The sequence below is a fragment of the Paenibacillus sp. Marseille-Q9583 genome, from assembly GCF_976954365.1.
In genome coordinates this window covers 1-22768 of the sequence record NZ_CDRJTB010000005.1, presented here as the reverse complement: position 1 = coordinate 22768, position 22768 = coordinate 1, and the positions used below count along the sequence as shown (strand labels likewise).

Genomic DNA, 22768 nt, shown 5'->3' with positions numbered 1-22768 from the left:
GGTTGAAGAACCGGCGGCCTTAATATTCTAAGAGAATAATTTCTTACATACTACTAGGATCGCCGTAACGACTTATTACTCTTCGTATCAGTTTAAAGGAGATAAATCAATGAGAAAACTATTGATTTTCCTATTAATAGCTACAATTGTTGTTATCAGTGCTTGCTCACAAGAAATGCCTGACAAGACTTATAACGAAATATTTGTAAAGGGCGGCACTTTTATAAACACAAAGTCTAACTACAATGGTGCAACCATATCGAACTTTTATATAGGCAAATATGAGGTAACACAAAAAGAGTGGATTGAGGTAATGGGAAGCAATCCTTCAGAATTCAAAGGCGACGATTTACCGGTAGAAATGGTAAGCTGGTATGACGTTGTAGAGTACTGTAATAAGCGTAGTATAAAAGAAGGTTTAAAACCTTATTACAGTATAGACAAGACTAAAAAAGACACAAATAATAAGAGCGATAACGATAATATAAAATGGACCGTAACAATCAATGAAGGAGCTAATGGTTATCGATTACCGACGGAAGCAGAGTGGGAATATGCCGCAGGTGGAGGCCAGCTGAGTAAGAGTTACACATATAGTGGAAGCAACTATGCAGATGAGGTAGCCTGGTATTGGAAAAACGCAGGAGATAAATACCTATCGGGTGAATGGAACTGGCCTATCATAGAAAACAACAACAATAGAACAAAATCTATCGGTGTCAAGAAACCCAACGAGTTAGGAATTTATGATATGTCAGGGAATGTAAGGGAATGGTGCTGGGACTGGTATGGCGTTACGGGAAGCGATATGGGTTCTTTCCGGCTAGTAAAGGGCGGTGGTTGGATCGGCAACATCACCAACAACGAGATATCTTTTCAAGGCAAGTTCGAGGCGAATGGTATGGGCCCTGATCAAGGTTTTCGTGTAAGTCGCGGGGAGTGAACGGGAAGGGATTGAGTTCTTATCTTTTAAACTAAGGTACATTTCGTAGACTTAACCAATAAGCTGCTTCCGGCATTCTACCGGAAGCAGCTTATTTCTGTTTAAGGTATAAGCTTTAGTTTATGCATAGTCATGGAACCGGAAATCAAGAGATCCAGCTCGTGGTAACCGCCGAAAACGGGACATGGTATGCTTGCCTTGTACAAACGATAAATTTATTTATCTATTCAAATTACTACCTATCTCTCAACTACAGTCTCACCTTCAATTAACACAGGCTGATAATATGTGTTGTTTGGAAGGTCTTTTTTTCCTTGTAATTTCTTAATGACCCAATCCGCTGCATCTCGTCCCATGGCTTCTTGTGGGTGTGTCAAGGTGGTTAGTTTGATGTTCGCGTTTTTGGCGATATAGGAATTGTCTTGTCCGATAATTGATAATTCCTCCGGAATAGTGATGTCCAGCTGTCTGCAGGCATGAACCACTTCCAACCCAACCTCGTCGTTATAACAAACAATAGCAGTGAGCGTATCTCTATTTTTATTCAGAAAATCCTTCAAGTCTGTAGATAACGTCTGTTTTGTCTCCGTGTTGAATGAAAAAATCTGCTCAGGATAAAATCGTAATTTGGATTCTCCGAGTGCTTTAATATACCCTTTCATCCGATACTTTCCCTGTAAATCATCCATTTTTGCAATGAGCCCTATTTGGGAGTGCCCTTTGGTTATCAACTCTTTTGTTGCCAAATAGCTGGACTGCACATCATCAAGACAAAGGTACGGCAGTTCTATTTCTTCATAAAAGGCATTAATCATTATAATCGGAATATCCTGTTCCTTAAAAGAAAGGTAGTAAGCAATATTAGGGTTATATAGATTGCTTTTCGTCGGTTCAATAATTAAACCATCTACACCGTAGGACAGCATCATTTCCAGGGCCTTTTTTTCTTGAGCAACATCGTTATTTGTACTAGCTAATAGTAGAGAATAATTATCCTCATTTAGCCGGCTTTCGATCCCGCGGATAATGGAAGGAAAGATATAGTCGGAAATATAGGTCGTGATTACACCGATCGTCTTCTTATGGGAACTCCCGCCGGTCTTCGAACGATATTGGTTGCTGACATAAGTACCAGACCCTTTTTCGCTTCGCAGAAAGCCTTCGTTGGAAAGTTCTAAAATTGCTTTTCGAACAGTCTGCCGGCTAACTTCGTACATGGACTGCAAGGCAGATTCAGTAGGGATTTGTTCACCAACATTGTAATCTCCCGAAAGGATTTTGCTTTTTATGTCATCCAATATCACTTGATACTTTGGTTTCATGTAATTCCTCTTTCCATTCTTGTTCGCTAAGTTATTCGTATATTCGGTAAATTTGTATGTACAAATTATAGCATGACAACGAAAAAAATAGAAAGGGGCTCTTTTTTTATACAGTTAAATCATTATTATCTCCATATTTGTATGTATATATAACTATCCAATTGACAAATGTACGTACAAAAAATTATACTATAGCTGTCAATTAAGAAAGCAAATTCTTATCATGACCTTTTAAAAAAGCGCTCTCAGAGAGGTGACAAACGTGATATCGAATCGATTAAGCATCGAACAAGCGATTCATAAGGGAGAAACTTCGCTTGGTATTGAATTTGGGTCCACGCGCATTAAAGTTGTACTTATCGATCATGGCTTTCAAACGATCGCTTCTGGAAGTTACGAATGGGAAAATCAGTTGAAGGACGGTTTTTGGACGTACAACTTGGAAGATATTATCAAAGGTCTGCAAGACGCCTATCGCGAGATGAAGGAAGAAGTTGCACAAAAATACGGAGTCACCCTTCAAACGGTTGGTTCAATCGGTTTTTCTGCAATGATGCATGGATACATGGCTTTCGACGAGCACAATGAAATGCTTGTTCCATTCCGGACTTGGCGTAATGCAACTACAGGTGCGGCTGCCAAAGCATTGACCGATCTGTTTGGGTTTAATATCCCAGAACGCTGGAGCATTGCTCATCTTTATCAGGCGATTTTGAATGACGAAGAACATGTGCCACATATACGTTTTGTTACGACACTAGCAGGATATATTCATTGGCTATTGACTGGAAATAAAGCACTTGGTGTGGGTGATGCATCAGGTATGTTCCCAATTGATGAAACTACAGGGAATTTTAACGCTTCCATGATACAGCAGTTTGATGAACTTGTTGCAAGCAAGGCTTATCCGTGGAAGACCAGTGATTTACTTCCTAAGGTGTATGTTGCAGGAGAGCAAGCAGGTATTTTAAGCGAAGCGGGAGCTAAAATTCTGGATCCATCGCTGCATTTACAATCAGGTATTCCGCTTAGTCCTCCAGAAGGGGATGCTGGAACCGGGATGGTTGCAACGAATAGCGTAAGAAAACGCACCGGGAATGTATCTGTAGGAACCTCTGTTTTTGCCATGATTGTATTAGAAAAAGAACTTTCCAAGGTTTATCCGGAAATCGATATGGTTACTACTCCGAACGGAAGCCCAGTGGGCATGGTTCATGCGAATAACTGTTCAAGTGACCTCAACGCCTGGCTTGGGTTATTCCGCGAATTCTATGAAGCCATGGGACACAAAGTGGATGCCAATAATTTGTACAGCGTGCTATTAAATAAAGCTTTGGAAGCAGATCCTGATGCCGGTGGATTACTAAGCTATGGTTATCTCTCAGGAGAGAATATTACTGGGTTAGAACAAGGCCGTCCGCTATTTGTCCGCTCGCCGGAGAGTAAATTCAATCTGTCCAACTTTATGCGTACGCATCTATTCAGCGCCTTTGGTGCTTTGAAAATTGGAATGGACATTTTGACGAAGGAAGAGAATGTAGCCATTGATAGTATTTTAGGCCACGGCGGCTTATTTAAGACTCCGGTAGTGGGTCAAAAAATGATGGCAGCTTCAATGAATGTTCCTGTTTCCGTAATGTCGACTGCGGGTGAAGGCGGTGCATGGGGAATGGCTATTCTTGCCGCTTACATGATGAATAAAAATCAGGAAGAAAGTTTAGAAGACTTCCTCGATCAAAAAGTGTTCAAAGATGTTAAGGGTGAAGAAATTCATCCAGAGGCAACCGACATTAAAGGATTTGAAACCTTTATCGAACGTTATAAAAAGGGTCTGGCGATTGAGCAGTCCGCTGTTGACAATTTAGTGTGAAAATGGAGGTAGCAAGATGTTAGAACAACTTAAAGAAGAGGTTTTTCAAGCCAATCTGGAATTGCCGAAACAAGGACTAATTAAATATACATGGGGAAATGTGAGTGCAATTGATCGTGAAAGTGGATTATTCGTAATCAAACCTAGTGGTGTAGATTATGAAACAATGAAAGCCAGCGATATGGTAGTTGTTGATCTGGATGGCAATGTGGTTGAAGGAGATATGAGACCTTCCTCCGATACACCTACTCACGCCGTGCTTTATAAGCATTACTCCGAGATCGGGGGAATCGTGCACACGCATTCCACTTGGGCGACCATTTGGGCTCAAGCAGGACTAGATGTTCCTGTCATGGGAACGACCCATGCTGATACCTTCTATGGTTCCATTCCTTGTGCGCGTTTCTTGACGCAAGAAGAAGTCGATCGTGGTTACGAAGCGGAAACGGGTAATGTAATCATCGAGACCTTTGAACAACGTGGGATAGATATTATGGCGGTTCCTGGCGTTTTACTTAAAGGACACGGACCCTTTACTTGGGGGAAAAATGCGAAATCGGCGGTAATAAACAGCGTAGTTTTGGATGAAGTATCCAAAATGAATTTGTTTGCAAGAGAGCTGAATCATTTTGCTGAGGAGTTGCCACAACGTATTTTAGATAAACATTACTTGCGAAAACATGGAAAAGACGCTTATTACGGACAGAAATAATCAAACTAGAAAATTACGAAAAGAGGATGAATATGTCAACAGCAGTAGCAAAAGAATTTTGGTTTGTCGTAGGTTCACAACATCTTTATGGGGAAGAAGCATTGGCTGAAGTTAAAGCACACGCACAAACGATGACAGATGCTTTGAATAAAAGCGGAGTGTTGCCTTACCCACTAGTACTGCAGGATTTGGCTGTCAGCGCAGATAAAATCACAAACATCATGAAAGAAGTCAATTACCGCGATGAAGTTGCCGGTGTTATCACTTGGATGCATACGTTCTCACCTGCAAAAATGTGGATTCGCGGAACAAAGATGCTACAAAAACCTTTGCTACATCTAGCTACGCAATATAATGAAAGTATTCCATGGGCAACCATCGATATGGATTTCATGAATCTAAACCAAGCCGCTCATGGTGACCGTGAATATGGTTTCATTAACGCACGTTTGAACAAACAAAACAAAGTGGTAGTAGGCTACTGGGAACGCCCTGAAGTCCAAAAGCAAATTGCAGAATGGATGGACGTAGCCGTTGCTTACAACGAAAGCTTCAACATCAAGGTCGCTCGCTTTGGTGACAACATGCGTAATGTCGGCGTAACCGAAGGCGACAAAGTTGAAGCTCAAATTCAATTTGGTTGGACTGTGGACTACTTTGGTATTGGCGATCTTGTACAAATCATTAATGAAGTTAAAGAAGAAGAAATCGACGCCTTGTTCGCTGAATATGCAGAGCTGTATGAATTTGATTATGGGATTAACAGCAAAGAAGCTTGGGAAGCTAGCGTAAGAGTTCAAGCAAGCTATGAAATTGCTATAAAACGTTTCCTTGATCAAGGCGGTTACAATGCCTTCACGTCGAACTTCGAAGATTTGCATGGTATGAAACAGCTTCCAGGACTTGCTGTTCAACGTCTGATGGCACAAGGCTATGGTTTTGCTGGTGAAGGCGATTGGAAGACTGCAGCACTTGATCGCTTGCTTAAAGTGATGAGCCATAACCAATCCACTGGCTTTATGGAAGATTACACTTATGAATTGACGGTTGGCCAAGAATCCATTCTACAATCCCATATGCTTGAAGTAGATCCTACTTTGGCAAGCAACAAACCCAAAATTATCGTTTCTCCGCTAGGTATTGGTGGTAAAGACGATCCAGCACGTTTAGTATTTGACGGCAAAGCAGGAGACGGTGTAGTGGTTTCCATGGCTGACTTTGGGACTCATTATAAGCTATTGATCAATGAGGTTACTGCCTTTGAACCAACGGTTCCAGCTCCAAACCTTCCAGTAGCTCGTGTACTTTGGAATGTTAAACCTAACTTCCAAGATGGGGTTAAAGCTTGGATCGAAAATGGTGGCGGTCACCACACTGTAGTTTCATTAACGCTTACAACAGACCAAATTATTGCTTATGCAAAACTTGTAAACTTGGAATATGTAGTTATTAAGTAATAGCAAAGATTCCTCTGATATTTTTTAAGTTCGAGTTATACAAGCGTCTGTTGGGGTTCATGAAAACTTTATTACGATTAATAGGACTCCATTCCTCAAAAGGCTCGAGGAATGGAGTCCTATTTTTTTGTTCGATTTCCTTCAATAGATGCGATAATTTCCACTCAAAGCCAATAAAGTAAAAAAGTACAGACAGTTGTCATAATAACGGCGGAGTCCAGTGCGCAATGGTGTATCCCAAAATAAACGGACAAAATGCTCTGCCTCCGGGCCATTAGAAGCAAGGGAAGCCATGGCATTGGTCGCCAATAGACCTGTCGGGTGCAGCGCCAGTTCGTCGAAGGGCTGTCCCTCGATGGTATACCGCCGGTAATTGGAAACTTCGATATTCCTAAAAAAAGCCTGAATTCGGTTACATTGATCGACCTGCCAGATGTCCTTTTGGAACCAAGCCCAGTCCAGACCGATATTAGCCGCTACCCGGTAAGCATCACTGAAAAAATGGCTGAAATCACCATGAGGCTGGGGTTCTGCCGGGGACCCGTTAAAATTAGCATATTCGGGAGCAAGGCCAGTTATCGGATGGCATGCAGTATGCAGATATGTGCGGCTGGCTTCCGCGGCTTCTCGCCAAAACATGTGGTCACGTTCATCAGCCCACAAAGCGAACAAATCATAGAAATGGGGGAGATGGTAAGACGGATCACTGAAGGTGGATTCCGGTACGAATTTGATCAATTTCGTTTCCGCGTCCCACATTGAATGGCCATCGCCTGTTTCAGTTTTATGTACACAAGCATGCAATATCGTTCGGGCCTGTTCGGAATAATTATAAGGTTTCGGACCGTTCCCCCAACGTTTTGAGGCAAAAAACAGAGCCATGGCGAAAAACTCTTCGCCGTCCGGTGCGGGTCCCTGAGAAATCCTTGTACCGTCAGGCTTGCAGTGCCAAGCAAAGTAATTGGCATAGCGACCTTCTTTGTGCTGCATAAACGTCTTTGAGAAGTTCCATAGACGATCAAACTCTTCTTTTTTATTCATTTGAACGGCCATCATCATCCCGTAGGACATTCCTTCCGACCGAACGTCTAGATTACCTGTATCCAGGATATAGCTTTTATCCTCGTCCTGCGGATAGTATATTCGTACGTTCGGATCTCCGTAAAACAAATCATTCCAAGTTTCATTGAGTTTAGCATTGATATCATCTTCAGAAAAACCGAGCTCCTTAAATATATTGCGATATTCCCCCGTATAAAAAGCACCTTGTTGTTTCATTGTCATCAAAAACGCCCTCCTGTGAACTACAACATGCAGTCCATTTTAATAAAAACTAAGGATGGATGGTTTGAATGGTGCCGTCATCGTTGTATTTCAGCTCTGTATATTTTACAGAACGCTTGTTGTCAGCTCCACCAGACAAAGAACTGTCATGATAAAATAAATACCATTTCTCTTTAAACTGAACAATAGAATGATGCGTTGTCCAGCCTAACACTGGAGAAAGGATTTTTCCTTGATATTCATAAGGTCCAAGCGGATCTTTACTGATAGCGTATACAATATTGTGGGTAGTACCCGTGGAATAAGAAAGATAATAATACCCGTTGTATTTATGTACCCATGGACCTTCAAAATATCTTCTCTCTTCATCTCCAGCAAGAATCGGATTTCCGTTCGTATCGATGATGGATATTTCTCTAGGTTCACCTTCAAAGCTCAGCATATCCTCGCTCAACTCCGCTACGATAGGTCCAAGAGCTGGTGCCGTTTCAGACGGCCCCTCGGCATCCGGAACAAATGAGCCGGTTTGCCATTTTTCAAGTTGACCTCCCCAAAGACCACCAAAGTATATATACGATTTACCAACATCATCAACGAAAACAGCGGGATCAATGCTATAACTACCGGGAATGTAGCTTGGTTCAGGTGTAAATGGTCCGGAAGGTGAAGCTGAGGTGGCGACCCCGATACGGAAAATATCGTCATGGTCTCTGGCTGGGAAAAACAAATAGTAGGTATTGTTTTTGTATGCTGCATCCGGAGCCCACATTTGCTGTTTAGCCCATGGAACATCCTTCACATGAAGCACTTCACCGTGGTCAACACAAGGGGAGCCATCTCCATCAATAGAAAGAACATGGTAATCCTCCATATTATATTGGTCACCGTTGTCATTAGAGATCATTTCGTGATCCAGATCATGTGAGGGATAAATATAAATTTTACCTTCAAATACATGAGCGGAAGGATCCGCAGTATAAATATGAGTTACGAGAGGTTCATTGGGTTGCACAGGCTTTGTCAAGTCATTTCCTCCAATTAAGTTAATCGCTTACAAAGTTAATGGTATAAGAACTTTAGGACTCTGTATATATAGCAACTATAGTTTATACCCCACAAAGTTTAGAACATAAAAAAGAACCTTTATTCAAAGGTTCTTTTTTACTATTGTCTTTGTCCGTGGAATTGTCGATGAAGTTCCCGCACTTGTTCTGCAAGCTCCGGTACAGGGCCATCTACGACCGCATTATGGATAACTTCCTGAATGGTCAATCGGCCAAGACCTCTCCATTTGCTGAAACCAGGATGGAGCCGAAAGGTTCGTCCCCAACCTTGAGTGCAATTCGAGCAAGTTCAATACAATGCTGAAGATGTTTGATATCCGTATCGTTTATCATGATGATAGAGCCTCCTGAAATTTAATTTATAGATAAATCTCACGAACAGTAGGCCTAAGACTGTTTGTTCACCGCATTCTTCTATGTTAGCATGTAAAGTATTCGATTAAAAATACGTCATGCAATTTCAAGATAGGGAGGACATCTAGAAATGAAACACCCATTTATATTAAATGCTGTATGGAACGGCGGTCGTAATAGTGATGGTACGATTGAAGCTGGACAACTCAAGACTCAAATCTCCATTCCGAAAGAAATGGGCGGGCCAGGAGTTGGAACGAATCCGGATGAGATGCTACTGGGTGCCGCGGCAACCTGCTATCTCATTACACTAGCAGCTATGCTGGAGCGATCAGGGCTTACGACTTCAAGCCTGACGTTAACATCAGAGGCGACAGTGGATGTAACAAATAACATTTTTACATATGAAGCGATCAAACATTCACCCATGATCACACTTACTGAAGATGCGTCACAGGACGATATTGATAAAGCAATTCGTATTGCCCATAAAGCAGAAGGTTCTTGTATGATTTCCAGAGCTGTAGCAGGAAACGTACAAATTACCACAGAACCAACAGTGCTAACATTAAGTATGTAAGGTTAAGTTCTAAAGGAGTTATCCCTTAGGAATCAGAGAGGAGAAATTAACTTTGAACGTTGAGTTGTATAAGGATTTGATCAAGGATGAACGTGGGAATTATTACGTAGCGGTGCAAAAAGAGGGCAATGAACTGACCTTGGTAAATGCAATGCTTGAGCGTTCTTATCAGGACCTGTTGGAATTTAATGAAGAGTTTAAAAAGAAATATGCGGAATACGAGTACCAGTTCATCGGCAAAGTGATTATGGATAAGCTGCGGCACGATGTTGTGTTCGCGTCCAAAGAAGACGGCCATGGACGAATGTTTAATCTGGCAGCGATTGCTGGCGATTACAAGATTACTTTTATTGATATGATTGAATTTTACCGAAACCCTCGAGTAGGACGTAGCCATGACAACGACATCCATTAAGCTTAGCGTTTTGGACCTTGTACCTGTATTTGATAATGTGGATGCAAGCTTTGCTTTAGGACAAGCGGTGGAACTGGCTCAAACAGCTGAAAGACTGGGATATACTCGTTATTGGGTTGCCGAACATCATGATATGCCGGGCTTAGCGTGTACCTCCACAGAGGTGTTTTTATCGCATATCGGAGCGAGAACACAGCATATCCGCATCGGATCGGGAGCTTTATTGCTGCCGCACTATAAGCCGTTAAAAGTAGTGGAATCTTTTCATTTGCTGGCAAGTTTATATCCGGGACGCATCGACCTTGGGTTAGGTAGGGCTCCTGGCGGTGCTGCTGAAGTAAGCTTAGCGCTAAGCGGAAATTTTCTCGAAAATGTTTGGAAAATGCCGGAACTGCTTAAGGGAGTCACCGAATTGTTGCAGGGGAACTATTCATACGAAGGACGTCAGATAACCGCCCGTCCGACTCCACCCGAATCGCCAGAGCTGTGGATGCTAGGCACAAACAAGAAAAGTGCGGCATATGCTGCCGAGTTTGGAGCAGGCTATGTGTTTGGTCAATTCATGAGCGATGTAGCTGGGGAAGAGATTTTGCAAGCTTACCGTGAAGCTTTTATCCCTTCATCAGTTAATGCTAGCCCTCGGGCCATCGTAGCTGTTGGCGTTATTTGCGCCGAGACTGAGGAAGAAGCAGAGCGGCTAGCCTCTTCCGGTATGACATTATTTCAACAAGAAGGCTCGGCCGAAGAGAAATCCAAGCTTTTGGAACGTAAACTGCTGATAGGCACACCCAAAAGCATTAAAGAAAAGCTGGAACAGTTATCTCACTTGTATGGAGTTGATGAATTCATTATCGTTACTATGATTCCAGACTATGAGAAACGGCTGCATTCGTTTGAGTTGCTTGCCCGTGCTTGCTTGAATTCCAACTAGCCCTTTCTTCAAGCAATGATGCTAAAGGAGGTCCACATAGATGCAGACTCATACCTCTGACTCCATTAAAATCCCTCCCGGATTTTGGGCTGGATTAATTCAATTAGGGATAACCGCTCAAGATATAGCCAGTAAAGCAAGTCTTCCCCTGAGTCTTATCACGGAGTCATCAGTCACCACAGCCCAATATTACGCTATCTGGCAGGCATATTCGTATCTCGTTGGAGACACTGCTGAGGGAATCATCAAGCTAGCAACCGTTTTTGAAACCACACAATATCCGCCGACCGTCTTAGCCACTTATCATGCTAAAGATTATCGCGACGCTCTAAACCGAATGGTGCGCTATAAACGAATGTGCCCTCCAGAAAGCTTGCATATCATCGAGGAGGGAGAGTTGTGTACAATCGAATTGAATTGGCAGCCTCCCGAGTATTCCGGTCCACCGCTGCTGCTTGGCCTTACACTGGCGTTTTTACTGGAGCTTGGGCGGCGGGGAACAGGTATACCTCTGACAGCACAGTTGGTAGAATTTTCACAACCCATAGGGAATTTACAGGTTCTTGAAGCTTATTTCGGCTGTCGAATTCAGATCGGTGCAGAGACTAACTGCTTAACACTACGACGAAGTGACTTGGATCGGCCCTTTATCTCGTATAACGAAGAGTTGCTAGAGATTCTGACTCCCGTTTTGGATCGGACACTTGCTGAACAGCAGGGCAGTCACTCCATTACTGAAAGGGTCAAATGGATTATGAAGCGCAGCTTTAGCGGAGGCCGACCCGAGATTCAAACCGTTGCTAAAGAGCTAAGGATGAGTGCTCGTACTTTACAGCGGAGGCTTATTGAAGAAAATACGAGCTTCAAGCATTTGCTGACACAAGCCAGACATGAGCAGGCGCGAGCGTATTTAGCAGATCCCTCCCTCGATGTTAAAGAGGTGGCTTTCTTGATCGGATATGAAGATCAGAACTCGTTCTATCGTGCCTTCCGACTTTGGGAAGGAGATACTCCTTCAAATTGGCGTGTTAAACAAGAAGTTTGGCGCAAGACACTAGTTACTGAATAATCCCGGTAAGATAGTATAAATACTAGCCGATACTCAGTACAGTTCTTGAGAAACTGCTAATTAACTCGCCATGATTAAAGGAGAAATGAAATATGGATATGGGATTAAACAATAAGACAGCTTTAATTACAGGATCTACAAAAGGTATTGGTAAAGCTATCGCCTTTGAACTTGCCAACGAAGGCGTTAATGTACTAATAAATGGACGTAATTATGAAAAGGTAGAACGAACAGTAAATGAAATTAAAGCAAAATTTCCGGAAACTTTTCCACAGAATGCTACAGCCGATATTGTAGATATGGAGCAAAGAGAAGCTTTATTTGAAAAATACCCCCATATCGATATTTTAGTTAATAATATGGGGATTTATGAACTGATGAGCTATGACGACGTTGACGATGAAATATTTGAAAAATACATCCGTACGAATGTTCTTGCTGCAAATGGATTAACAAAATTTTATTTACCAAAAATGTTAGAAAACAATTTTGGTCGCGTGATCTTCATTGCTAGTGAAGAAGCAATAATGCCGTCAGCTCAAATGCCACAGTATGCAATGACCAAATCAATGCTATTATCATTGGCAAAAAGCTTATCTAAATTAACAATCGGAACAGAAGTTACCGTCAATACTATCATGCCAGGACCAACACTCTCTGAAAACGTGCACCAAATTATTGATGGAATGTACCCAAATGAAACGTTGACTTTTTCAGAAAAAGAGAAAAGATTCATGGCTAAAAACTTACCGCAATCTGAAATACAGCGATTTATCAAACCTAATGAAATCGGTAGACTAGCAGCATTTATGAGCAGTCCCTATGCCTCTGCATTTAAAGGTTCTCCGATCCGTATGGATGGGGGCATGGTACCTACTATTTTCTAAATGTAGTATCGATACACAAAAAGCCACTCCTTACGGAGTGGCTTTTTTATTTGATATATTATTCACTGTCCTCCGGTATGACAAAGGATACCAAAGTACCTTCACCTTGTTTACTTTGAATAAAAAGACCCTGACTATACAATTGCATCAGTCTTCGATGGGTGTTAGCCAGTCCGATGCCACTTTTAGCTTTCATGGTCGGTTCCAGCAACAACGCGAGCGTTCTATGATCCATACCTTGCCCATTATCCTCCACTTCGATCTTTACAGCATTATTCAGACGTGTGATCCGAATATAAACGGTACCCCCCTGTTGACACTTGAGCAGACCATGCTTGATAGCATTTTCTACCAAGGGTTGGATGGATAGAGGGGGTAACAGGATATTAATGTCTGGATCTACCACCCAAACAACGGAAATTCGTTCTGCAAATCGTGTTTGTTCAATATACAAATAAGATTCTACCAGCTCTAGTTCATGAGAAAGGTTCACGAGTTCTCCGATATTTAAAAAGTCAAAGCTGATTCGCAAAAAGGAAGTAAATGCAGTGATGAGCTCTTGCATCTTTTTAGTATCCATATCACTGAGTGCCGCAATAGAGTTCAATGTATTGAACAAGAAATGGGGTTGTATCTGTGCCTGTAGATAAGCCGCTTCAATACGCACCCGTTCATTAAAAGAAATTTTCATCGCTGTTAAGGCTCGAATGCGATATTTGAGTTCAACTGCATCCACCGGTTTGGTAACATAATCATTTGCGCCGGAGTAGAATCCAGTGTAAATATCCTCAGGTTGACTGCGGGCAGTCAGCAATAGCACTGGAAGCTCATATAGGGAATAACGAGCGCGAACCTTTTGCGTTAATTCATATCCTGACATATGCGGCATCATTACATCACTAATCAGTAAGTCCCAACTCTTTTTATCTAGCCAATCCAGTGCCTCTTGTGCAGAGTTCACTGTCGTAATGAGATAAGGTTCGTTTTCGAGAATGCCCTTTAGCACATTCAGATTAACAGGGTCATCATCTACCACCAAGAGATTCACCTTCGCATCTGTAAAGAGTGGCGGGATTTTGTCAGTGTGTTGATTAGTTTGTTCGGAAATCCCCCATTCAGCCATCTGCTTATAAATCTCATCTGGTGTATACGTTGTTAAAGGTGCAACCTCTCTTACTATCTGTTCGCTATAGGAATCAGCAAGGGGTAGTGCAAAACTGAAAGTTGAACCTTTGCCAAGTTCAGAATGTATGCTCAAGCTGCCACCATGTAGTTCTACCAACTGCCTACTAATGCTTAGACCCAGTCCAATTCCACGCCCGTCATTTATTCCGTGAGGGCCTTGCTCATAGGGGAGGAATACCCGCGCCATGGTCTCTTCGGTCATGCCTACTCCGGTATCTGTTACATATATAAAGACATGAGCGTCTTTTTCCTCAGCTGAAACAGAAACAAGTCCTTGCTCGGTGTATTTGAGCGCGTTGTGCACTAGATTTAATAATACTTGTACTAGTCGTTTCTCATCCGCAAGAATAGGAGGCATAGATTCTGGTATGTTCATGGATAGCCGTACCGGTTTGCCTTCAATCAAATATTGAAGCATATTGATGACTCCGGGAACCACCGATTGAACCGAAATAGGCTCCTGATGCAAAATAACGCGATGCTCTTGAAGACGTACTACATCCAGTAGATCACCAAGCATATGGGACATACGGCGGCTGATAGTAATCAATAACTCCATATCTTGCCGGCTACTCTCGTAGAGTCTATCCTTTTCCTTCGTTATTATATTTTGCGCGATATTCATAATGCCATGAACTGGTGTTCGCAGCTCGTGAGAAGTATTGGCGAGAAACTGATCCTTGAGTTTGTCCGCTTTTTTCAGCTGTTCATTTAGCTCCATGTTCTCTTTGGCATTCTGAAAATACTTTTTAAACCAATAAGCTGAGAAGCCAACGATGGCGGCAATAATATCCACAGGATAGTAGACAATTGAATAATGGCCGTTATTATCCCACAAATTCCATAACAAATTAGAGATGATGGCCGCACCAGATATCAGTAGAAAAACAACATCTTTTTCATCTTGCCTTTTGAACAATAAGCGCCCCAAGCTATATATTAACCAGATGAAGGGGATATACTGAAACACTTGAATGATTCCCCAGTGAATCGATGTACTGACCAAAGAAGCAGGAACGATAAATATAAATAAGGTATAAAGGAAAAGACACCAAGTGTAAGCACGTAACCACTTGTTGACTTCGACACCTGAGGTAAATTTCCTGAAAACAAGCAGAATAAAAAGGTTCTGCCATAAGAAGGCGATTAAACGGATTTTTAATGACCAAGTGTAATTAATCGGCAGTAATGCTAAAACTAAATTGTCATTTCGGGCTAAAAGGATTACGGCTACAGATAATGTCATTAGCCCTACAAGAAACAGGGCACGTTCTTTAGGATTAAATAAATACAGAATACAGGCATACAGCCCATGTAGTAGCAGAATGATTGCAGTAAGTATTTGAAATCCAACGGTATAAAAATTTGTCCGGTTAACCACTTCCTGAGAGCCAAAGAAAATAGGCCCACTAATACCGCCTTTATAGGGGTGATCAAAGTTTGCAACCTGAATAAGTACATCTACTTCTGTCATATTTTTCGAAAAATATGATGCTGTAAATGAGGTAGTTTTTGGTGCATATGTATTGGCATCGAGAGAAACTGTCCCATTATTGAGAATAGGGGTACCGTTAATTTCCACACTGGAGGCGGAATAAATTTGTTTGATCCAGAACGAGACAGGCTCCTGAAGCGGTTCTACCAAAATACGCAGACGGTAAGTCCCGTATCCATATGAAGTTGTCTGATCAGTTCCGATAGCGTGGCTCCAATTCCCAGGAACTTGAAGCGCTTGGGATTGCTTTGGGATAGTGGAAATCTTGGATGAAACAAATTGCGAAGGATAGAAGCTCCATTCACCATCTAGCCTGAATAAGTTAGCTTTCTCCAGATCCTGGCCACGTAAATCCAGTACACCGTTGCTAATCATAGGTACATTGTTGGAAATCTTAAATATGCTGAACCAAATGCAGCGTAGGCCAAAGAGAATGCTGATAAAAAGTAGAATAATTGCTAATTTGTTTAGGATCGTATTATTTTTCATGAGAACATTATAGCAAATAATTCTAATCTAGATTCTAAAATGGATTTATTTATATAAAATGAGCAAATGCCAGCAAAGATCTTAAAGGACAGTATAGTTATAATTGTTCTTTATGAACAATAACTTGTAAATATTGTTATTATTAGAGAGGGAGTTTTCATCGCTAACAGGTCAAAATCTGCAACATGTAATGCACTGAAAAGAAAAGGAATGAACCTAATGCCTAAGGAAGAAGTGTTAAAAGGCGGTAATGTAAATCATATAGTCCGTATGGCGAACACTGTTCGCCGCCCTATAGGTTATTGGAGTCCGAATGTTCATGAACTACTCAAACATTTGGAACAAGAGGGCTATGAGGGAGCACCAAAATTCCTCGGAATCGATGATTCTGGTCGTGAAATATTGACATTTATTTCTGGGGAAGTTCCAGGGAATAATTATCCAAACCTTGAACCGTATATGTGGACGGACGAAACGCTTGTGGGTCTGGCACACCTTATACGTCGTTTCCATGATGCGACTACAGTGTTCAAGTCCAATATGGAGGACAGATGGCAGATTAGCTATGCCGATGATGCCGAACATGAAGTGATCTGTCATAATGACGCAGCGTTATATAATGTTGTCTTTCAAAAGGAGGCTCCTGTGGCGCTCATTGATTTTGACATGGCAGGTCCAGGTCCGCGTATATGGGACATTGCGTACACCCTTTACACATCTGTTCCACTTGCGAGTTTTGCATCTGACCATACTTCTGGAACCATAGTAGCATACCAATATGAAATACATGCCGTAGAGCGACGTCGGCGAATTCATTTGTTTTTTGAAGCTTATGGAATTCCCGTCCCAAATAATCTGCGACAGTGGATTATAGAACGTTTGACAGTACTGTGTGATACGTTGAGAAATGGTGCTGTTGATGGGAATCCTGCCTTTCAGAAAATGGTTGACGAGGGTCACTTGGCTCACTACGAGAGTGAGATTCGGTTTGTAACAGATCATTTCGAAGATTGGATATAAAAATCGGATATTCCACTCACGGACAGGATCATTGAATAAAATTTAAAAAGTATAACAATAGAATTGAGGTCTGAGAATGAGAGTAAAACGAATTGTCACAAATATTAAAACTCAGAATGTTTCGGCAGCAAAAAGCTTTTACCAGGACGTACTCGAGCTTGATTTATTGATGGATCATGGTTGGATTGAAACATACGGCTTACTCGGGAAGGAGAACATTCAAATAAGCTTCGCATCACAGGGCGGCTCCAATACGCCTACTCCTGATCTATCGATTGAAGTTGATGATGTCGATGCTGTGTTTGAACGTATGAAGAGTGCTGGATATACGATAGAATATGGACCTGTTGATGAGCCTTGGGGTGTTCGGCGATTCTATGTCCGCGACCCATTTGGAAAACTTATCAACATCCTTGCTCATGTACATTAGATAAACGTTCACGCCGTGCAGAAATCTAGATTGTTAAACAATCATGAAACGATAGTGGAGGAGCTTCCTATAGGGTAGCTCCTTTTAATATTAAACTAACGGGCAGGATAGTCATAATGAGACTTTGATACTTGGCTTGATTCCGGATAAATAAAAGTTGCAAAAAGGAAAAATATTGCTATACTAAGTTTAAACAACATTTTAAACGTCATTTAAAATGTTGTTTAAATCAGGGAAAATATACTTGGAGGTTGCGTATGGAGACAGACAAAAAGTTGGAAACAAAAGAGAAGATTATGCGTGCCACACTGGAGTTGACCAAACAAGAAGGCTTTGAAAGGATCACTATAAAAAAAATTGCAGAAGCCTCAAGCACGAATGTCGCTCTAGTTAACTATTACTTTGGGTCTAAAGAAAACTTGTTTAGCGAGTCCATCAAATTGATATTGAACAGCTTTCAGCATACCTTTGCCATACTTGACGATTTCTCTATATCCTCACGGGATAGATTGAGGCGATTTTTACTAGATTATTTACAAGTGATCCGTCAATATCCCGAATTGCTCTCCAGAATCATCCTGATGGGCAATACTGTTTTCTCCTCCCAGCATGAATATGGATCATTTTTGAATCTATTGGGGTTTCCTAAGATACAAAATACTTTAAGAGAGTTAACCGATGAACAGCAGCCAGAGCACCTGATGACCATGACGATGCAGATTTTTGGAGCGCTTTTTCTACCGGCACTTATGAGTCCTATTCTAGAAACAGGAGCTTCCGTGAAGATTGCACCTATAGAGGAACAGATTGACTTGCTCTTTGCAAGATACTTTCATTAATAAACTCAGATTGAGGTGATTAAATGAATTTTTTGAGAAAATATTGGCAGGATATAGGACTATTCATTGGCATTGTTATATGCATTTATCTTCTAATGAACTGGGAAACAATGCCGCGGATAAACAGCATATTATGGTTAAGCTTTGTGGCGATCCTTCTTCATCAGTTTGAGGAATACCGCTGGCCAGGGTACTTTCCAGGCATATTTAATATAGCCCTGTTTAAAAGTGAATCCCCTGACAACTATCCGTTAAATAAACAGTCGGCAATGATTATTAATGTGGTTATCGCCTATGTGTTCTACTTGCTCCCTGTATTCTTCCCGTCAGTAGTATGGCTGGGGATGGCACCTGTTTTAATGGGCTTTTTCCAAATCATTTTTCATGGAGTCGTCGTTAATAAAAGAGCAAAAAGCATGTATAATCCAGGATTAGTCTCGGCAATTATTGTACATTTGCCTATAGGGATCTGGTACATTAACTACGTATATGAGCATCATTTAATAACCCTAGCAGACTGGATTTGGAGCGCGATTTATTTTGCCATAGCTGTGTATATTTTAATTGTGAAAGGAAATACATGGATGAAAAACAAAAACTCCATTTACAAATTTTCGCAAAAACAGTTAAAGTCTTTTTATAAGTATAATAAAGGTTAAATATGATACTTATACAGGTCTCATAACCCACCAGAATGTCCAGTTGTTATAACTCTTGATGTAAAATTAGAGGGGTTAATGTAACTAACGGGAAACGTTAGCTCAATAACACACAATGATGAGTAGGTGCTTCGTATCCTGCTCTTTTTTATTAAGCTAACGGGCAGGATACTGATAAAATATACCGAATGTTAAAATAAGAAAAACAAGACGTGGAGGGGTAAGTTTGACTGAGGATTTTTATTGCGATGAGGTATTAAGTGGTCGTACTTCTGTACAAAAAGTATTTGAAACTGATAACGTTCTTGCATATCATCACACTCGCCCTTTTTATCCCGTTCACATTGTTACGATTCCGAAGAAGCATATCTCATCTCTTCTGACACTGGAACAAAGCGACAATGAGCTCTTAATTGAGTTGATGGACGTTGTTAAAAAGGTTGCATCGCAAGTGCAGTCTGAGTATGGAGCTTGCAGGGTGTCGACTAATTTGGGGAAGTACCAAGACTCAAAACATCTTCATTTTCATGTAATCTTCGGCGAACCATTACGCTAATCGTATTTGTCTTGCTCGCTAAAATAACGGAGACGGAGAACGTTGGTGGAATAGCGGTTGCTTCTGCAGCCGTTTTTTATTTGTTCAAATAACGGGCAGGTTAACGCAACAATTCATTCAATCGCTCCTGTCGTCTTTACCTAGTAATAAATAGATAAGAGGAAGATCCTGGAGGCGAGTGGGACGTGCGGTTGCGCACATCGGTTGTTCTAAGATAAAGAGAGGAAGAGCGGAACATGAATGTGGAAGTGTATACGTTAAATGCGTTTGCGAAAGGGCAGCGTGGTGGTAATCCAGCAGGCGTTGTCTTGGAGGATGGCCTTTCTCTGGATGCTGCCGAAATGCAGCTCATAGCGAAGGAATTGGGCCTTTCGGAGACGGCCTTTATGGAAAAATCCCTGCTTGCGGATTACAAAATCCGCTATTTCACCCCCGCCAGCGAAGTTGATCTGTGCGGACACGCCACGATTGCTGCATTTGGACTAATGCATTCGCTGGGTTTGTCAAAGGAAGGGACCTCCTATTCGATAGAAACCAAGGCAGGGATTCTGGATGTCGATATTAGCTCCGAGGGTCTTGTTTATTTGTCACAGGCTTTACCTCAATTTCTTGAAAGGATATCCTGCGAGGAAATCGCCCCATCTTTGGGAATGGATGCCGAGGGTCTGGAAACCGGGTTGCCGATCCAGATTGTTTCGACGGGCCTTCGGGACATTATGATCCCGATCCGCAGCAGGAAGCTCTTGAATGAGGTTCAGCCAAATTTTGATGCCATAACCGCCATCAGCGAAAAATATGAAGTGGTTGGATATCATCTGTTCACGCTGGATACTCCAGACGATGCTGCTGCGGAATGCCGGAATTTTGCGCCGCTGTACGATATTCCCGAGGAGAGCGCGACAGGAACATCCAACGGTGCCCTGCTCAGCTATTTGTACCAACATGGCCAACGAACTTTGCGGGAAGTAGAGAATGTCATGTTCAGGCAAGGGTATTCGATGGATTGTCCTTCTGAAATCAAGGCAGGATTGCGCCTGAGCGAGAGCGGTGAAATCAATCAGGTTCGGGTCGGCGGTGCAGTGGCTGGCATTGAACGAAGACATATCATGATATAAGCGGAATTAAAAAGCCTGTTTGCAGCCACCGTACCATAGGGGGCAATAGGCTTATTTTGCTACTGCGAGGCTAGATAGCAGAGGATGCTTGCGTAAACAGACGGATTAACAGTTCTTCATCCAACCTGTCGTTTTCCTTGATTTTGATCGTTTTGCGTTCCTCGAGGCCATCGAACAAGCCCCTCCCGCAATGGAGGCCGTTTGCGTTGAAGATCGTGAACGAAACGTAATTGCATTGAACTAACGGGGAACGATAGCTCAAGACAATACGACGGCAGCTGGCATGATGCTCAGCTGCCGTTTTTATTAAAGTAACGGGCAGGTTTACTTCCAATACATGGTATCATAGTTATGTGAAATAAAGCATTAGACTGAAAACAAAGTTTTAGACTGAAAAAATAAAATTGAAGACTAGGAAAAGTTCCCTTTAAAACACAAGGAGGATTTTCATGGATAATAATCTGAATCAAAAGTTCGAAATTTCAATTACGCGTGTATTCGATGCCCCTCGCGAACTGGTATTTAAAGCATGGACAGAGCTCGGTCATTTCGCGATATGGTGGGGACCAAAGGGGGGCACCTTCGAAGTCGTTAAAATGGACGCTCGATCAGGTGGCGAGTTTTTAGGTATTCAAACGTCTCCTGACGGAAATCAGGTTATGTGGACAAAATTTGCATACCAAGAGGTTGTCGAACCTGAGAAAGTGGCTTATATCCGATCCTTTTCCGATGAACAAGGCAATACGGTCCGAGCGCCTTTTAGCGTGAGCTGGCCACTTGAAATTATGAATAACATAATGTTAGAAGATGACGAAGGTAAAACTGTATTAAAACTGAAAGGTTTCCCTGTGAACGCTTCAGCTGAGGAACAGGAAGCCTACAGAGGTATGGCGCCAAAGCTTCAACAAGATCTTGAGGGTGCTTTCGATAAACTTGCCGATTATCTTGCCTTCCTGAATTAAAATGCGAAATAAAAAGTTAATCGGCCCAAAAAGACTTAATCACTTTGAACATTACATGCATTGCGCTAACGGGGAACGTTAGTTCAATAAACTAGCGGCTGTCTGGGATTCTGCCGTTACTAGGAAGTATCGTCATTAGACGATAACAGAGAGGGTGTATTCATGAATACACCCATCAGGGTGGTAACGCGAAATCAACTCCGTCCCTTAAGGGAGGAGTTTTTTTCGTTCTTATAAATGATTTTAAGAAGGATTAATTATGTTCCGAAAAATCTATGCATTCGATCGAATTCTGAGCCAGAATATGTTTATTGCTGTAAGGACTTCTTGCCGAAAGAAGGGGTATGCAGGTGCACTGGTATTTGAGTTAAGTTTTCTTCTTTTTGGGAAGATTGCTTGTTGATATCAAGTTATCAAGTTTAATAGTATTTCACATATTTCATAAGCTCAGCGATCCCTAAAAACTGCTTCATTAATTTACTGTTTAATTTTTGTAACGCAAGCTCGAATGACAATTCTACTTTTTTATAGTTTTGTGTCTCTATTTCATTCAGGAGTTGTTTCATGTTCTCGATATAATACACGGTTTTCCTTAAACTGCTGATCAGTATAATCTTTCTTAATTCCGTTATAGTATAGACCCTATAGCCGTTGTCTTTGTTTCTGTTAGAAGTAATAAGGCCTTCTTGTTCCCAATGTCGAATGGCTGAAGGCTTAACGCCTGCCATTTGTGCAACTTCACCAATAGTCATTGCATTTGTGACCTCTAAATCGTTGTATTTTGATAAATCTGCGTTCCGGAACATGCGTAACACATCCTCTAACCTATGCTTTTCCGTTTGTGTATTATGCTGTTCTTGATTGATTGACCAAAGTGCATCCTCAATTTGCCGTGCTTTAATCTTTCTCATCACATCGTACACAACTGGAATCTCATATCCTTGTAAAAGTGCCCGAATCGTAATAAAAGCTTGGACATGAATGTCTGTATAACACCGGCGATTGCTAGGAGTCCTTGGGACTTCGGGAACTAAGCCTTGATCTTCATATCTTCTTAATGTAGTGGTACTTACATTTAATTTCTTAGCTATCATTGTTGGTGTATAATAATCTCCCATAATCGTCATCGC

At 41.7% G+C, this 22768-nt stretch carries 22 protein-coding genes; 16 read left to right on the top strand and 6 right to left on the bottom strand.

Translation table 11 applies throughout. The features are described from left to right. The first annotated feature begins 109 nt into the window (after positions 1-109). A complete protein-coding gene (locus ACWNM1_RS04030) occupies positions 110-943 on the top strand; it encodes a formylglycine-generating enzyme family protein (RefSeq protein ID WP_449599990.1) in 834 nt (277 codons plus the stop codon). Positions 944-1182: 239 nt separating this feature from the next. Here the strand turns inward: ACWNM1_RS04030 and ACWNM1_RS04025 are convergent, their stop codons facing one another. Further along, positions 1183-2265: a substrate-binding domain-containing protein gene (locus tag ACWNM1_RS04025; RefSeq protein ID WP_449599989.1), complete on the bottom strand. Its 1083-nt coding sequence runs from the start codon at positions 2263-2265 to the stop codon at positions 1183-1185. Between the two features lie 262 nt (positions 2266-2527). On the opposite strand from ACWNM1_RS04025, the gene ACWNM1_RS04020 reads away from it, so the two are divergent. From ACWNM1_RS04020 to araA, 3 genes are read left to right on the top strand one after another with little or no spacing between them, the layout of a single operon-like run. Further along, entirely contained in the window at positions 2528-4135 is a 1608-nt protein-coding gene (locus ACWNM1_RS04020; RefSeq protein ID WP_449599988.1) for a xylulokinase, read from the top strand. A gap of 16 nt (positions 4136-4151) precedes the next feature. Continuing rightward, positions 4152-4847, top strand: coding sequence for an L-ribulose-5-phosphate 4-epimerase (locus ACWNM1_RS04015; RefSeq protein ID WP_042188210.1), 696 nt, complete (start codon positions 4152-4154; stop codon positions 4845-4847). 32 nt (positions 4848-4879) lie between these two features. After that, positions 4880-6304, top strand: coding sequence for an L-arabinose isomerase (gene araA / locus ACWNM1_RS04010; protein ID WP_449599987.1), 1425 nt, complete (start codon positions 4880-4882; stop codon positions 6302-6304). A 141-nt stretch (positions 6305-6445) separates the two neighbouring features. On the opposite strand, the gene ACWNM1_RS04005 is transcribed toward araA, so the two are convergent. The 3 genes from ACWNM1_RS04005 to ACWNM1_RS03995 form a co-directional block, all read right to left on the bottom strand. After that, positions 6446-7588, bottom strand: coding sequence for a glycosyl hydrolase family 8 (locus tag ACWNM1_RS04005; RefSeq protein ID WP_449599986.1), 1143 nt, complete (start codon positions 7586-7588; stop codon positions 6446-6448). Between the two features lie 49 nt (positions 7589-7637). After that, a complete protein-coding gene (locus ACWNM1_RS04000; protein ID WP_449599985.1) occupies positions 7638-8612 on the bottom strand; it encodes a glycoside hydrolase family 43 protein in 975 nt (324 codons plus the stop codon). A gap of 244 nt (positions 8613-8856) precedes the next feature. Continuing rightward, positions 8857-8985, bottom strand: a complete 129-nt coding sequence (locus ACWNM1_RS03995) for a hypothetical protein (protein WP_449599984.1) — start codon at positions 8983-8985, stop codon at positions 8857-8859. A 151-nt stretch (positions 8986-9136) separates the two neighbouring features. On the opposite strand from ACWNM1_RS03995, the gene ACWNM1_RS03990 reads away from it, so the two are divergent. The 5 genes from ACWNM1_RS03990 (at position 9137) to ACWNM1_RS03970 (ending at position 12888) form a co-directional block, all read left to right on the top strand. Further along, positions 9137-9586, top strand: a complete 450-nt coding sequence (locus ACWNM1_RS03990; protein WP_449599983.1) for an OsmC family protein — start codon at positions 9137-9139, stop codon at positions 9584-9586. Between the two features lie 52 nt (positions 9587-9638). Next, positions 9639-10001, top strand: coding sequence for a hypothetical protein (locus tag ACWNM1_RS03985; protein ID WP_449599982.1), 363 nt, complete (start codon positions 9639-9641; stop codon positions 9999-10001). Next, positions 9982-10932 (top strand): LLM class flavin-dependent oxidoreductase, encoded by a 951-nt coding sequence (locus ACWNM1_RS03980; protein WP_449599981.1) that lies wholly within the window; start codon positions 9982-9984, stop codon positions 10930-10932. The genes ACWNM1_RS03985 and ACWNM1_RS03980 overlap by 20 nt, the downstream gene beginning before the upstream one ends. Positions 10933-10972: 40 nt before the next feature. Continuing rightward, the gene (locus ACWNM1_RS03975) at positions 10973-12001 is read left to right on the top strand and encodes a helix-turn-helix domain-containing protein (protein ID WP_449599980.1); all 1029 of its coding nucleotides are present in this window, start codon (positions 10973-10975) and stop codon (positions 11999-12001) included. Between the two features lie 92 nt (positions 12002-12093). Next, on the top strand, positions 12094-12888 hold the full coding sequence (locus ACWNM1_RS03970; RefSeq protein ID WP_449599979.1) for an SDR family NAD(P)-dependent oxidoreductase: 795 nt from the start codon (positions 12094-12096) through the stop codon (positions 12886-12888). Between the two features lie 58 nt (positions 12889-12946). On the opposite strand, the gene ACWNM1_RS03965 is transcribed toward ACWNM1_RS03970, so the two are convergent. Then, positions 12947-16057: an ATP-binding protein gene (locus ACWNM1_RS03965; protein ID WP_449599978.1), complete on the bottom strand. Its 3111-nt coding sequence runs from the start codon at positions 16055-16057 to the stop codon at positions 12947-12949. Positions 16058-16276: 219 nt separating this feature from the next. On the opposite strand from ACWNM1_RS03965, the gene ACWNM1_RS03960 reads away from it, so the two are divergent. The 7 genes from ACWNM1_RS03960 (at position 16277) to ACWNM1_RS03930 (ending at position 21638) form a co-directional block, all read left to right on the top strand. Continuing rightward, positions 16277-17077 (top strand): phosphotransferase, encoded by an 801-nt coding sequence (locus ACWNM1_RS03960; protein WP_449599977.1) that lies wholly within the window; start codon positions 16277-16279, stop codon positions 17075-17077. Between the two features lie 76 nt (positions 17078-17153). Further along, positions 17154-17507 carry a VOC family protein gene (locus tag ACWNM1_RS03955; RefSeq protein ID WP_449599976.1) on the top strand — a complete coding sequence of 118 codons (354 nt, stop codon included), beginning with the start codon at positions 17154-17156 and terminating at the stop codon, positions 17505-17507. A gap of 257 nt (positions 17508-17764) precedes the next feature. Continuing rightward, positions 17765-18346 carry a TetR/AcrR family transcriptional regulator gene (locus ACWNM1_RS03950; RefSeq protein WP_379424296.1) on the top strand — a complete coding sequence of 194 codons (582 nt, stop codon included), beginning with the start codon at positions 17765-17767 and terminating at the stop codon, positions 18344-18346. A gap of 23 nt (positions 18347-18369) precedes the next feature. Continuing rightward, positions 18370-19005, top strand: coding sequence for an HXXEE domain-containing protein (locus ACWNM1_RS03945; RefSeq protein ID WP_449599975.1), 636 nt, complete (start codon positions 18370-18372; stop codon positions 19003-19005). Positions 19006-19231: 226 nt separating this feature from the next. After that, positions 19232-19561, top strand: a complete 330-nt coding sequence (locus ACWNM1_RS03940) for an HIT domain-containing protein (protein ID WP_042128707.1) — start codon at positions 19232-19234, stop codon at positions 19559-19561. Positions 19562-19797: 236 nt separating this feature from the next. Next, the gene (locus ACWNM1_RS03935) at positions 19798-20676 is read left to right on the top strand and encodes a PhzF family phenazine biosynthesis protein (RefSeq protein WP_449599974.1); all 879 of its coding nucleotides are present in this window, start codon (positions 19798-19800) and stop codon (positions 20674-20676) included. 449 nt (positions 20677-21125) lie between these two features. Beyond that, positions 21126-21638, top strand: coding sequence for an SRPBCC family protein (locus tag ACWNM1_RS03930; protein ID WP_449599973.1), 513 nt, complete (start codon positions 21126-21128; stop codon positions 21636-21638). A gap of 419 nt (positions 21639-22057) precedes the next feature. On the opposite strand, the gene ACWNM1_RS03925 is transcribed toward ACWNM1_RS03930, so the two are convergent. After that, the gene (locus tag ACWNM1_RS03925; RefSeq protein ID WP_449600077.1) at positions 22058-22765 is read right to left on the bottom strand and encodes a MerR family DNA-binding transcriptional regulator; all 708 of its coding nucleotides are present in this window, start codon (positions 22763-22765) and stop codon (positions 22058-22060) included. Positions 22766-22768 lie beyond the last annotated feature (3 nt).